Annotated in this window: 12 protein-coding genes; 7 read left to right on the top strand and 5 right to left on the bottom strand. The window is 66.8% G+C overall.

Annotation, left to right across the window (positions count from 1 at the left end; translation table 11 throughout):
• Window positions 1–128 precede the first annotated feature (128 nt).
• Window positions 129–830 (top strand): hypothetical protein, encoded by a 702-nt coding sequence (locus MKK84_RS10835; RefSeq protein WP_243919570.1) that lies wholly within the window; start codon window positions 129–131, stop codon window positions 828–830.
• A gap of 6 nt (window positions 831–836) precedes the next feature.
• On the opposite strand, the gene MKK84_RS10840 is transcribed toward MKK84_RS10835, so the two are convergent.
• Window positions 837–1121, bottom strand: a complete 285-nt coding sequence (locus tag MKK84_RS10840; protein WP_243919571.1) for a hypothetical protein — start codon at window positions 1119–1121, stop codon at window positions 837–839.
• Between the two features lie 460 nt (window positions 1122–1581).
• Between MKK84_RS10840 and frc the strand changes: the two genes are divergently transcribed.
• The gene (frc, locus tag MKK84_RS10845) at window positions 1582–2859 is read left to right on the top strand and encodes a formyl-CoA transferase (protein ID WP_243919572.1); all 1278 of its coding nucleotides are present in this window, start codon (window positions 1582–1584) and stop codon (window positions 2857–2859) included.
• Window positions 2860–3003: 144 nt separating this feature from the next.
• Window positions 3004–3936, top strand: a complete 933-nt coding sequence (locus MKK84_RS10850) for a methionyl-tRNA formyltransferase (RefSeq protein ID WP_243919573.1) — start codon at window positions 3004–3006, stop codon at window positions 3934–3936.
• Between the two features lie 16 nt (window positions 3937–3952).
• Here MKK84_RS10850 and MKK84_RS10855 read toward each other — a convergent pair whose 3' ends face one another.
• Window positions 3953–4621, bottom strand: a complete 669-nt coding sequence (locus MKK84_RS10855; protein ID WP_243919574.1) for a class II aldolase/adducin family protein — start codon at window positions 4619–4621, stop codon at window positions 3953–3955.
• 88 nt (window positions 4622–4709) lie between these two features.
• On the bottom strand, window positions 4710–5987 hold the full coding sequence (gene oxlT / locus MKK84_RS10860) for an oxalate/formate MFS antiporter (protein WP_243919575.1): 1278 nt from the start codon (window positions 5985–5987) through the stop codon (window positions 4710–4712).
• Window positions 5988–6461: 474 nt separating this feature from the next.
• Between oxlT and MKK84_RS10865 the strand changes: the two genes are divergently transcribed.
• From MKK84_RS10865 to MKK84_RS10880, 4 genes are all read left to right on the top strand, one after another.
• The gene (locus MKK84_RS10865; protein ID WP_243919577.1) at window positions 6462–7154 is read left to right on the top strand and encodes a GntR family transcriptional regulator; all 693 of its coding nucleotides are present in this window, start codon (window positions 6462–6464) and stop codon (window positions 7152–7154) included.
• 338 nt (window positions 7155–7492) lie between these two features.
• Window positions 7493–7645 carry a hypothetical protein gene (locus MKK84_RS10870; RefSeq protein ID WP_243919579.1) on the top strand — a complete coding sequence of 51 codons (153 nt, stop codon included), beginning with the start codon at window positions 7493–7495 and terminating at the stop codon, window positions 7643–7645.
• A 126-nt stretch (window positions 7646–7771) separates the two neighbouring features.
• On the top strand, window positions 7772–8848 hold the full coding sequence (locus MKK84_RS10875) for an HD-GYP domain-containing protein (protein ID WP_243919580.1): 1077 nt from the start codon (window positions 7772–7774) through the stop codon (window positions 8846–8848).
• Window positions 8849–8968: 120 nt separating this feature from the next.
• A complete protein-coding gene (locus MKK84_RS10880; protein ID WP_243919582.1) occupies window positions 8969–9463 on the top strand; it encodes a CAP domain-containing protein in 495 nt (164 codons plus the stop codon).
• A gap of 109 nt (window positions 9464–9572) precedes the next feature.
• On the opposite strand, the gene recJ is transcribed toward MKK84_RS10880, so the two are convergent.
• Together recJ and MKK84_RS10890 are read right to left on the bottom strand one after the other, a co-directional pair.
• Window positions 9573–11387, bottom strand: a complete 1815-nt coding sequence (recJ, locus tag MKK84_RS10885) for a single-stranded-DNA-specific exonuclease RecJ (RefSeq protein ID WP_243919584.1) — start codon at window positions 11385–11387, stop codon at window positions 9573–9575.
• Between the two features lie 121 nt (window positions 11388–11508).
• A complete protein-coding gene (locus MKK84_RS10890; protein WP_243919586.1) occupies window positions 11509–12906 on the bottom strand; it encodes an NAD(P)(+) transhydrogenase (Re/Si-specific) subunit beta in 1398 nt (465 codons plus the stop codon).
• Window positions 12907–12908 lie beyond the last annotated feature (2 nt).

Consider the following 12908-nt stretch of genomic DNA (forward strand, 5'->3'; position numbering starts at 1 on the left):
CGGAGCGGGTGTTCAATCGCAACAATGACGCGGCGAAGAAAAATTCATGCGGCCGACCCCCGGATGGTCTCTCCCGGCGCTCAACCGCGTTGTAGGTTGGGCCGATCGCCCGTCGCGAATGCAGGTCCATGTACGAACACGCCACGGCGCCGTTTCCGGACGATCTGCGCAGTTCCTTGGCGCGCACCCTTTACGCGTGGGACCGTGGCGATCAGCCGGACCTTCCCGCGTGGGACGACACGGCCCTCGATGTCGATCATCCGGGCCTACGGCAGCGTTATCTCGGGCGCATCGATGCGCTGGCGGCAGGTCCCCTCGCCCGGGTGCTCGCGGACGCGGCGGAACATGCCGCCGCCGGGGAGGAGCTGCGCGTGCTTCGGCGTCAGCGCATGGCGCCCGAGCGGGAGCGGGAATTGCTGGAAGCGAACAATCGGCTGCTCACCCGCGCCGAGGCGGCCGAGGCCGCGCGCGAAACCGCCGAAGCCGCGCTGGCTCAGATGCAGCGCGAGCGTGATGTGGCCCGGGAGGCCGAGGGTTTCTGGCAGCATTTCGCGTTCGACGCCGACGACCTGGCGACCCGGCGCCTGATCGAGCAGACGGAAGCCCGCGCCGCGGCCGAACGGGACGCGATCCTCGAGCGCTGCCGACGAGAGCGGGCCGAGAGCGCGTTGCGCCTGTTCGCCGACCGGGCCGACGTCATGCCGAAGGAAGGTTGGGCCTCGGAGCTGGCCAAGGCCAATCGGGACATCCCACTCTGGTGGTTCCACGCGGCCCGCGTGGCCCTGACCCCGCCGGCCTCGTCGAGCGACCCTGCGGAGGGAACGTCCTGAGCCGGCTTAAGCGGCGGCCGGTCGAACCGCTGTCCCAGCCGGATCGCGGAACAGGGCGGTGCAGCCGGAGCCGCGATGCATGCTCAAGATCGAAGCCCGATCGATCTCGGGATGGGTCTTGAGCACCTTCTGCACGCAGCACAGGACGCGCTCGTACTGGGCCGCGTCGAAATTGGGCTCCAGCGGGCTCACCGCAATGTAGGTCTCCACGACGAGCACGCGCTCGGCCCGGTCGCGGGCGACGTCGACCGCAATCCAGGAGGATTTGATCAGGCTTGTACTGGCGAGCATGGGCGTCCCTCCTGCCGCATGGTGGCTCTCGGCTGACCGGACGGCCTCCGATTTTGGCGAAATCATGAACCTCATTCGGAAGGATGCCAAGGGGCGTCGGAGGGCGTCGGATGCGGTCCGCGATTTCATCAACGACAGCGCGTTGAGCCGTGCGCCGGGACAGCTTAGGATGCGTAGCACGCCACTGTGCCGCCGGTCATAAGAGGCCTCGCATCGCGCCGATGGCATGTGGTATACAGACAATCGGAACCTGACCGGGGTCCGTATGACGGTGTCGCAAGACGACGACACCGCGCTATGGGAGGGAGTGCAGACATGATTCGTTCGAGGATGGGTCCGGACTGCCCCGATGGTTCGTGCCGCGTGTCACAGCCGGTCGCTTGCCGCCTTCCGTCTGCCCGGTCGGCCTGAAAGCCGACCTTCGCATTCCCGACGACTGTCCTCAACTCCGAGACCGATCATGACAAAGGCCCTCGAAGGCGTCCGCATCTTGGACTTCACCCACGTTCAATCCGGCCCGACCTGCACGCAGCTCCTCGCGTGGTTCGGCGCCGACGTGATCAAGGTCGAGCGGCCAGGGGTTGGCGATGCCACGCGCCAGCAGCTCCAGGATATTCCGGACGTGGACAGCCTCTATTTCACGATGCTGAACCACAACAAGCGCTCGATCACGCTCGATTCGAAGAATGCCAAGGGCAAGGAAGTGCTCTGGCGCCTGATCAAGGAGTGCGACGTCCTCGTCGAGAACTTTGCGCCCGGCGCACTCGCCCGGATGGGCCTGACGTGGGAGAAGATCCATGAGGCCAATCCGCGGATGATCCTGGCCTCGGTCAAGGGCTTCGGGCCCGGCCGCTACGAGGATTGCAAGGTCTACGAGAACGTCGCGCAATGCGCAGGCGGCTCGGCCTCGACCACCGGTTTCCGCGACGGCATCCCGATGGTCACCGGCGCACAGATCGGCGATTCCGGGACCGGCCTGCACCTCGCGCTCGGCATCGTCACCGCCCTGTTCCACCGCACCCACAGCGGCCTCGGCCAGAAGGTTGACTGCGCCATGCAGGACGGCGTCCTGAACCTCTGCCGGGTGAAGCTGCGCGATCAGCAGCGCCTCGAACACGGGCCGCTTCGGGAGTACAGCCAGTTCGGCGAGGGCATTCCCTTCGGCGAGGCAACGCCGCGCGCCGGCAACGATTCCGGCGGCGGCCAGCCGGGGCGCATCCTGCGCTGCAAGGGCTGGGAGCAGGATCCCAACGCCTACATCTACGTCATCACCCAAGCCGCGGTGTGGGAGCCGATCTGCGACATCATCGGCGAGCCCGACTGGAAGGCCGATCCGAACTACGCGACCCCGAAGGCGCGCCTGCCGCACCTCAACGAAATCTTCACGCGCATCGAGGCGTGGACGATGAAGGTCTCGAAGTTCGAGGCGATGGACACCCTCAACAAGTACGACATCCCATGTGGACCGATCCTGTCGATGAAGGAGATCGCCGAGGACGAGGCCCTGCGGAAGACCGGCACCATCGTGGAGGTCGATCATCCGACGCGGGGCAAGTACCTGACGGTCGGAAACCCGATCAAGCTCTCGGCAAGCCCGAGCGAGGTCGCGCGGTCGCCGCTGCTCGGCGAGCACACGGAGGAGATCCTCCGCAGCGTGCTCGGCTATTCCGAGGCGGAGGTCGGCGAGATCGCCAATTCGGGGGCGATCGGGGTGATTCCGAAGATCGCGGCCGAGTGAGCTGACGGACGCGCCGCTTCCCGCGGGCGTTCGAGCACGATAGCGCACTGGAGGGGATCGAAGCGGTGCGGTCTTTGGCCCGCCGCTGAGGTCGATCCCCTCCCCTAGCCCGCGCTGCGGGTCCCATGACGCTCCGGAGATTGCATGCGCATCGCCTTCATCGGTCAGCAGGATTTCGGCAAGGCCGTCCTGGAGGCGTTCCTCAAGCGGGGCGACACGGTGGCGGGGGTATTCTGCGCGCCGGAGAAGCCCGGTGCCAAGCCGGATGTGCTGAAGACCGCAGCCGAGGAAAAGGGGCTTCCGGTCTTTCAGTTTTCGAGCCTCAAGAGCCCGGAGGCCGAGGAAGCCATGCGCGGCCTCGACGCCGATATCGGCATCATGGCGTATGTCCTGCAGTTCGCGCCGCAGAGCTTCGTCACGATCCCGAAGCACGGCACCATCCAGTACCATCCAAGCCTGCTGCCCCGGTATCGTGGCCCGTCTTCGATTAATTGGCCGATCGCCCGGGGCGAGCTCCAGACCGGCCTGACCATCTTCCGCCCCACCGACGGCCTCGATGAGGGCCCGGTGGTCCTCCAGAAGACCTGCCCGATCGGCGCGGACGCGACGCTGGGCGATGTGTATTTCGAAGCCCTCTTCCCGATGGGTGTCGACGCGATGCTCGAGGCGGCTGATCTAGTGGTCGCCGGCCAGCACGTCGAGATCGACCAGGACGAGGATGCGGCGACCTACGAGGGCTGGTTCCGCGCCGCGGAGGCCGAGATCCGCTGGTCGGCCCATGCCGAGCAGATCTACAACCTGATCCGTGCGGCTAACCCTGCGCCCGGCGCCTGGACAACCCGGGACGGCCAGAAGCTGCAGATCTTCGATTCCAGCCTGCGGCCGGTTCGCCGCCTGGGCGACGTCAAGGGCAAGCCCGGTGAGGTGATCGCCGTGGATGAGGACGGCTTCAGCGTCTGCGCGCAGGGCGGCCGGATCGAGATCCGCAAGGTCAAGCCGGAGGGCGGCAAGAAGGTCTCGGCCGCCGATTATGCCCGGGAAACCGGCCTCGCCGTGGGGCAGGTTCTCGGCCGCTGACGGGCGTGCCGAAGCACTACCGGGACTTCGAAGCCCCGCCTGTCGCGTTCAGCCCATAACCGCGGAAGCGTTCCACCGTCGTGCCGATCTCGTGTTCGGACAGGATTGCGGGCGTGCCGATCTGGAGCGCGACCGCATATTGGTGGCACATCGTCTCCAGTTCGACGGCGAGCCAGAGGGCCTTCTCCAGGCTCGCCCCGGCGGCGATCATGCCGTGATTGGCCAGCAGACAGACGTTGCGGTCGATCAGCGCCGCCAGCGCGAGTTCCGACAGCTCGGCGGTGCCATAGGGCGCATACGGCGCGCACCGGACGCTGGGCCCGCCGAAGGCCGCGATCATGTAGTGGACCGCGGGGATCTCCCTCCGGCACAGCGCGAAGGCGGTGCAGTAGACCGGGTGCGCGTGGACGACGGCGTCGCAATCCGGGCGGGACGCGAGGATGTCCCGGTGGAAGTGCCACTCCGACGAGGGCTTCTGGTCTGCCGGGTGCGTGCCGTCGAGCGCGAGGGGCACGACATCCTCGGGCCGCATCCGCGCCGTGGGCAGGCCTGAGGGCGTGATCAAGAGCCCATCGCGAAAACGCACCGAGACATTGCCCGAGGTGCCGCGGTTGAGACCCTGTGCGTCGAGTTCGCGCGCCGCCGCCACGACGCTCTCCCGTGCGCTGCGCTCGTCTTTGTCCATGGCCCGGTCCCCGCGTATTTCGGTCCCGGGTAACAGAAAGCCCGGCGCCGTAAAGGCGCCGGGCTCTGCCGTGTGCGGGCGTTGTGGGCTAGCGGGCCAGCGCTGGCGCCAGGGTCGCCTCGGGCTTCTTGGTGTAGGCCGCGCGCATCGGCTTGAGCACGAACAGGGCCAGGAACGCCGCGAGGATGTTCAACCCGGCCGCGACGAGGAACACCGTGTGCCAGCTTCCGGTCATCGTGGTGAGCACGCTGGTATAGGGCACGATCAGCGCCGCAGTGCCCTTGGCCGTGTAGAGCAGGCCGGCATTGGTGGCCGCGTATTTCGAGCCGAACGTGTCGCCGCAGGTTGCCGGGAACAGAGAGTAGATCTCACCCCAGGCGAAGAACACGAGGCCGGTCAGCAGCACGAAGGCGATCGGGTTTTCGCCGAACTGGCTCAGCGCGTAGATGCCCAGACCCTCGATCGCGAAAGAGATGAACATCGTGTTCTCGCGGCCGATATGATCGGAGACCCAGCCGAAGAACGGGCGGGTGACGCCGTTCAGCACCCGGTCGAGGGTGGCCGCGAAGGTCAGGGCCGGCAGGGTGATGCCCAGCAGCGAGACCGGCACGTCGGCGATCTTGAAGTCCTTCGCGATCGGGCCGAGCTGCGCGGTGGCCATCAGGCCGCCGGCCGCCATCATCACGAACATCGCGTACATCACCCAGAAGATCGGGGTGCGGACCATCTCGCCGGGCTTGAAGTCGCGCTTCGACTGGCTGACCCGGGCGACGTCAGGCACCTGACCCTTGATCGGGGAGCGCAGGAACAGGGCGATCAGCATGACGATCACGCCTTGGCCGATGCCGAAGTAGAAGAACGCCGCCTCGTAGCCCTGCGACTTGATCATCGCCTGGATCGGCACGACAGTCAGAGCCGAGCCCGCGCCGAAGCCCATCGCGGTGATGCCGGCAGCGAGGCCGCGGCGGTCTGGGAACCACTTGAGGGAATTGCCCACGCACGTGCCGTAGACCGCGCCGGCGCCGGTCCCGCCGATCGCGGCGGCGACGTAGAGCATGGTCAGCGACTCGGCGTAGGAGTTCATCACCCAGGCGATACCGCAGAGCAGCCCGCCGAACAGCGTGACGATCCGCGGGCCGTACTTATCGACGAACCAGCCCTCGATCGGCACCAGCCAGGTCTCGGTAACGACGAACAGCGTGAACGCCACCTGGATCGCGGCCCGATCCCAGCCGTGACGCTCCTGCATCGGGTTCACGAAGAAGGTCCAGCCGTACTGCATGTTGGCAATCATGCACATGCAGACGACGCCGAAGGCGAGTTGCAGCCATCGGCCGCCCCCCACAGGTGTGCGGATCTCGGACATTCGCTTCCCTCCTCGCTGATTATATTTTTGGTGGCTGATTTGAGCTGTCTGTATGCCCTGCCCGATCATGATGTGGCAGAACAAAGCGATCGTCGTACTTCAAAAAATTCTTGAAGGTTGATCAAACGAGGTCTTCCACGACGAAGAATCTCGCTGCAACCGGGCTTCGACTGCGGTGGTCGACGGTATGCCAGCAGGATCGTGCTTATCTTGCAGTCATGTGTCAATCGAACCTGCATAAAAATACCGGTTGCCGCTCAAGGATTATCCCTGTCAAGTCGGACGTGGTCCGATCGTCCCGGTCGCGGTGCGGGGTTTCGCGTCGTAGCCACGCTGACCGCTTGTTCTTGTCACAGGTCTGTGGGGTCCGACCTCTGTCGACTATGATCTGGAAAAGGTTTGGGTTAGTGCGCTTGTAAGCGCACGACTGAGAATGCGTGCGGTCCATCATACAAGTGAGCCGCTGGACCAGGGATGTCGAACTCCGAACCGCTGAGCGTCAAGCCGATCGTTGCCAGTTCAAGTCTCCGGACTTTGGCGTACGAGGCGCTAAAGACGGCTATCACCAACATGGATATCTACGGGCGGCCGGACGAGGTGAGGCTCGATGAGCGCAAGCTCTCGCAGGATCTCGGCGTCAGTCGCACGCCCGTGCGCGAGGCGTTGACCGTGCTTGAGCAGGAAGGCTTCGTCCGCTCGGAAGCGCGGCGCGGTGTCTTCGTCATCAAGAAGAACAAGCACGAGATCGTCAGCATGATCCACGCCTGGACGGCGCTGGAGAGCATGGCGGCGCGGCTCGCCTGCACCCGTGCGACGGAGGCCCAGCTGCGGAGCCTGCGTGACGCGTTCCCCGAATTCTTCGAGGGCCAGCCGTCCGAGCATATCGACGAGTATTCGGACGCCAATATCCGCTTCCATCAGCGGATCATCGCGCTGGGTCATTGCGAAGCCATCGCGGATCTCACCAGCAATCTGCTGATGCATGTACGCGGGATTCGCAGCACGGCCCTGCGCCAGGGCGACCGGGCGGAGCGCTCGATCCGCGAGCACGTCGCCATCATTGCCGCGCTTGAGGCGCGGGATGCCGATCTGGCCGAGCGCCTCGTGCGCGAGCACGGTCTCGGCCTCGCGCAGCACGTCGACACCTACGGCGATTACCTCGACTGAGGCGATCGCCGCCGCGTCGTGATAACTAGACGCCGTCTGTCGCGCCGCTCTTAGCAATGACCGACACGAAAATCTGACGTCCCCCTCGCTCCGATACGGGCACCTATAGACACGTCCAACGAAGATTATCGCGGCGCAGCATGCGCGATTGCGCAGAGGCGGGGCGGCCCAGCGCTATGCGCATGATCCAGCCGGCGACGGCCAAAAATTGGCTATCGCGCGTCGTGATATGCATGCGCCGCATGCTCGGCATTCCGTATCTGGCATACCACATTGCAGGGCGGCATGGCATTTACTGCGTCGCACCATGAGCCGCAGGGCCGACCCGGAGTTCCACGATGATCGCCAGCTTCTTCATCATTCTCGTAGCGTTCGCGATCTGCCAGGCCATCCTGACGGTGAAGTTCGCCGATTTCCTGAGCCCCAAGGACGGGTCCGAGACCGTTGCCGCCGGGCCGCGCGGCGCTGTCGGATCCGCCAAGCTTGCGTGATCAGAATTGCGCGCGTTGGACTGTTGTTTGCCGACAGCGCGCTGACTGCGTAGAGTTAACGCTTTCCTCGCAACTTTCCGTTAGGGTCAACGCACAGTTGACCCAATGGGCGAGGGAGCAACCGTGGTGGCCCTCGGCTCTGCAACGCAATACGCGGACCAGTCCTTCGTCCTGCTGATCTCCGATCGGCCTTCGGAGCGAGCCGCCCTGGAACGGGCCATCGCTCTGGTGATGGACTGCCTGGCCGTCGACGGTGACGCTGCTCTTCCGGCGGAACGGCCGCATCTCATCATTCTGGACGTGCCACCGGATCGAGCCGTCGCGCTCGAAACAGCCTATCGCACGGCGAAGCCGCCTGTGCCGCGCCTCATCCTCGCGCGCGGCGAGGAGTCGTTTCAGGCAGCCGCGCACCTCCATGTGCTTCCGGCCACGACATCGCGTCAGGTCGTCCTGGCCAACGCCTTCGCCATGATCGAGGAGGCGACGCGGTCGGCCAAAACGCGCGCCCGACGACTCGGAGAGCACGTCACCGGCGCCACTGCGATCGTTGCAGACCTGTTCGACAGCGCCGCGCTCGGCGCCGGGCTCCAGCGAGCCGATATCGACCGCGGGACCGAACTGGTCCTGGCCGCGGTGTCGGAGGTCGGGATCGGCGGCTGGCTTGAGGCGGTCTGGCGTCACGATATCGGGGTCTATCAGCACACGCTGGGGGTCGCCGGCCATGCGGCGACCTTCGGGGGCCAGATCGGCTTGAGCCGCGGCGATCTCGACCGTCTGGTACGCGCCGCGCTCCTTCACGATATTGGCAAGTCACGGATTCCGGTCGACATCCTGAACAAGCCCGGGCCGCTCAATGCCGAGGAATACCGGTTGATGCAGCGTCATCCGGATATCGGTGCCACGCTGCTGAAAGCGCAGGGCGAGTTCGAGCCCGAAGTCCTCGACGTCGTACGCCATCACCACGAGCGCCTCGACGGAAAGGGCTATCCGGACCGCCTCGCCGGCGGCGCCATCAGCGACCTCGTGCGGATCGTGAGCATCTGCGACGTGTTCTCGGCGCTGACCGAGCGGCGGACTTATCGTCAGCCGGCCAGCGGGCCGGAGGCGCTGGCGATCATGGTCGAGGCTCAAGGTCACCTCGACCCGGATCTCCTGCGCGCGTTTGCGCCGGTCATGCTCGGGAGCAACGCTCTGGCAGCCTGAGCGCCGTGGCATCCCGGCCACGTCCCGCACAAACGGGCCGGGCCGATCCGCATCCGCCGTGCTTTCGCCGCAAGCCGGCCCGAGGGAGGCGCCCTCCCTCTCAGCGTTGCCGACCGGACCGTGCCGAACCTGACCCGCCCCCTCGCCGCCGCCCTGCTGCTCACCCTGACCGGATGCGGCGGCCTGTCCTTCACGCCGGAGCCGACGGTCGAGAACGCCACCCATACGGCGGTGCTCGACGAGGTCGCGGCCGCGGCGGCGATCTCGGCCTACCGTGTCCAGAACGGGTTGAGCCCGGTCGTGGTCGATCCGGTGCTGGTGAAGGCCGCCGCGTTCCAGGCCGGCAACAATGCCCGCCACGGCCAGCTCAGCCACGAGATCGGCGGGAGCTTCACGTCGCGCATGGCCTCGGTCGGGCTGGCGAAATCCTGGGCGGCCGAGAATCTGAGCGCGGGTTCCGAAACGCTGGAGCAGGTGCTCGCCCGCTGGAAGGCAAGCCCGGAGCACAACAAGAATATGCTGCTCCCGCAGATCCGCCGGATCGGCATCGCCCGCGTGGATGCGCCGGACACGCGCTACAAGCGATTCTGGGCCTTGGTGATGGCCGGGGGTTAGAGCGCACTCCGCCGAAGGGTATACCGGTTCGGCGCAAGAGCGAGCGTCAATACAAAGATTGAGAGCCGTGCGCGATTGCAACGCGATCTGGCCCGGCTCTAACGCCGAATCAATCGGCTGGTGCGAGGTCGACGATCCGCAGCTGCGCCCGCTCGGCGCCGCGCCATCGGTCGCACGACAGGGTGCCGGCCACGTGCATCTCGCGGCCGATACCGTTGAGCAGGGCCAGCCCGAGGGGGCGCTCGGCCGCCCGGAAGCAGATCGCCCCCACCGCCTGACCGTCGCGGCTGCGCAGGCGCGCGCGGACATGGTTCGATCCGACCACGCCCGCATCCACCAGCCGGTGGCGGCCTAGGGCAAAGATCGGCTCCGGGGCGCCCTGGCCGAACGGCCCGGCTTTCTGGAGCAGCCGCACTGTTTCCGCCGTGGCGCCGCCGGCACTGAGGCTCCCATCGATCAGCAGCGCATCGGCCGCGCGCGCCAGGGCGACGCTCGACCCCAGGAGCGTGGCGAGGTGCGCTTCGAAGCGCGGGATGTCGTCGGCCCGGACGGTCACGCCGGCCGCCATCGCGTGGCCGCCGCCTTTGGGCGCGATCCCGGCCTCCACGCAGGCGCGCACGGCGAGTCCGAGATCCGCCCCGGGGATCGAGCGACCTGAGCCGGTGGCGCTGCCGTCCGGACGAAGCGCGAAGGCGAAGGCGGGCCGGTTGAACCGTTCCTTCAGCCGCGACGCGATCAGGCCGACCACGCCCGGGTGCCAAGCGGCGCTCGCCGCCACCAGCACGGCGCGTGCGGGATCGCGGGTCACGGCGTGGTCCATTTTGGCTTCGGCCTCCATGACGGCCTGCGCCTCGATGGCCTGACGCTCTCGGTTCAGATGATCGAGGTCGGCGGCGATGCGCGCGGCCTCCTCCGGATTGGCCGTGGTGAGCAGCCGGGCGCCGAGCCCCGAATCCCCGATCCGTCCGCCGGCATTGATGCGCGGCCCGAGCACGTAGCCGAGATGCCAGGCCTCCGGCGGCTCGCTCAAAGAGGCGGCGTCGAGCAGCGCGGCGAGGCCGGTCCGGCCGCGATGGCGCATCACGGTCAACCCCTGGTTCACGAACGCCCGGTTCAAGCCGGTAAGCGGCACCACGTCGGCCACGGTCGCCAAGGCCACGAGGTCGAGGGAATCGGTCAGGACCGGCTCGGGCCGGTTCGGCCCGAAGAACCCATCGCGGCGCAGGGCGCGGTTGAGGGCAACCAGGGTCAGGAAAACCACGCCGGCTGCGCAAAGATGGCCGAGACCCGACAGATCGTCGAGGCGGTTCGGGTTCACGACGGCGCGGGCCGGCGGTAGCACCTCGGCGGCAGCGTGGTGATCGAGGACGATGACGTCGAGGCCCGACTTTTCCGCCTCTTCGAGGGGGGCGTGACCGCTCGTCCCGCAATCGACGCAGACCAGAAGGGTCGCCCCATCTGCCGCAAGCGCGGTGATTGCACCAATATTGGGACCATACCCTTCGGTGATTCGATCGGGGATGTGGATCGGCGACCGGATCCCGAGGCCGCGCAGATAGCCGGCCAGCAAGGCGGCGCTCGCGGCGCCATCGACATCGTAATCGCCGAACACCGCCACCGTCTCGCCGCGGCGCACGGCACGAACCAGGCGACGGACGGCGGCATCCATATCGAGCAGCGTGTCGGGGTCCGGCATCAGGTCGCGCAGGCGCGGGGCAAGGTGGCGGGAGGCTTCGTCCGGTCCCACCCCACGGCCAGCAAGGACGCGGGCCAGCAGTTCCGGCAGCCCGTGGGCCTGCACCATCTTGGCGATCTGGTTCTGGACCGTCGTGCTGGTGCACCGCTCCTGCCAGCGGCGGCCGGTCACGGAGGCAGCCACACCCAGGAAGGCTGGCGGATCGGCGAGGAGCGCTACGGTTGACACGGGCGGCAACCTACACCGGCTGCGCCGCAAAATCCCTGCCCCTGCCGCAACAGCGCCCTTGCGAACAAAAACGGGGCGCGCATCGCTGCACGCCCCGAAAACCCGCGCCGAACCTGATGGGTCAGAAGGTCTTGATGATTTGGTCGACCACCTTCTTGGCGTCGCCGAACAGCATCATGGTGTTGTCGCGGAAGAACACCTCATTCTCGACGCCCGCGTAGCCCGAGCCCATGCCGCGCTTGATGAACAGCACGGTCTTGGCCCGCTCCACGTCGAGGATCGGCATGCCGTAGATCGGCGAGGCCTTGTCGGTCTTGGCCGCCGGGTTGGTGACGTCGTTGGCACCGATCACGAAGGCGACGTCCGCCTGCGGGAATTCGCCATTGATGTCCTCCAGCTCAAACACCTCGTCGTAGGGCACGTTCGCCTCGGCCAGCAGCACGTTCATGTGGCCCGGCATGCGGCCCGCCACCGGGTGGATGGCGTACTTCACGTCGACGCCCTCCTTCTTCAGCATGTCGGCCATCTCGCGCAGGCTGTGCTGCGCCTGGGCGACCGCCATGCCGTAGCCCGGGACGATGATGACCCGCTCGGCATTCTTCATGATGTAAGCCGCATCGTCGGCCGAGCCCTGCTTCACCGGCCGCGTCTCGACCTGACCAGGACCAGCTGCGGCGGTGTCGCCGCCGAAGCCTCCGAGGATGACCGAGATGAACGACCGGTTCATCGCGTGGCACATGATGTACGACAGGATCGCGCCCGAGGAGCCGACCAGCGAGCCGGTGATGATCAGCGCGAGGTTGCCGAGGGTGAAGCCGATGCCGGCCGCCGCCCAACCCGAGTAGGAGTTGAGCATCGACACGACCACCGGCATGTCGGCACCGCCGATCGGGATGATGATCAGGCCGCCCAGCACCAGCGAGGCGAGGATGATCAGCCAGAACAGCACCTTCGACTCGGTGCCGATGAACAGCGCGAGCATCAGCACGAGGCCGGCGGCCAGCAGCGCGTTGATCAGGTGGCGCTGCGGCAGCATGATCGGCTTGCCGGACATCCGGCCGTCGAGCTTGGCGAAGGCGATCACCGAACCCGTGAACGTGATGGCGCCGATGGCCACGCCCAGGCCCATCTCGAACAACGACTGCTTATGATAGTGGCCGTTCTCGATGATGCCGAAGGCCTGCGGCGCGTAGAGGGCGCCGGCCGCCACGAACACCGCCGCGAGGCCGACCAGCGAGTGGAAGGCCGCCACGAGCTGCGGCATGGCGGTCATCGACACGCGCTTGGCGATCACTGCGCCGGCGCCACCGCCGATTCCGAGGCCGAGCAGCACCAGGATCCAGGCGCCGAACCCGGCCGGCGGATGCCCGACCAGGGTGGTGAGGATGGCGAGCCCCATGCCGACCATGCCGTACAGGTTGCCCTGCCGGGAGGTGGTGGGGTGCGAGAGCCCCCGCAGCGCCATGATGAACAGGACGCCGGAGACGATATAGAGAAGGGAGGAGATGTTCTCTGACACGA

The organism is Methylobacterium sp. E-065, from assembly GCF_022829605.1.
Classification (GTDB): Bacteria; Pseudomonadota; Alphaproteobacteria; order Rhizobiales; family Beijerinckiaceae; genus Methylobacterium.

Excerpts from the sequence above, each read along its gene's own strand:
- MKK84_RS10855 (WP_243919574.1), bottom strand. The coding sequence starts at position 4,621 with ATGGACAAAGACGAGCGCAGCGCACGGGAGAGCGTCGTGGCGGCGGCG.
- frc (WP_243919572.1), top strand. The coding sequence starts at position 1,582 with ATGACAAAGGCCCTCGAAGGCGTCCGCATCTTGGACTTCACCCACGTT.
- MKK84_RS10835 (WP_243919570.1), top strand. The coding sequence starts at position 129 with ATGTACGAACACGCCACGGCGCCGTTTCCGGACGATCTGCGCAGTTCC.
- MKK84_RS10850 (WP_243919573.1), top strand. The coding sequence starts at position 3,004 with ATGCGCATCGCCTTCATCGGTCAGCAGGATTTCGGCAAGGCCGTCCTG.
- MKK84_RS10870 (WP_243919579.1), top strand. The coding sequence starts at position 7,493 with ATGATCGCCAGCTTCTTCATCATTCTCGTAGCGTTCGCGATCTGCCAG.
- oxlT (WP_243919575.1), bottom strand. The coding sequence starts at position 5,987 with ATGTCCGAGATCCGCACACCTGTGGGGGGCGGCCGATGGCTGCAACTC.
- MKK84_RS10865 (WP_243919577.1), top strand. The coding sequence starts at position 6,462 with ATGTCGAACTCCGAACCGCTGAGCGTCAAGCCGATCGTTGCCAGTTCA.
- MKK84_RS10840 (WP_243919571.1), bottom strand. The coding sequence starts at position 1,121 with ATGCTCGCCAGTACAAGCCTGATCAAATCCTCCTGGATTGCGGTCGAC.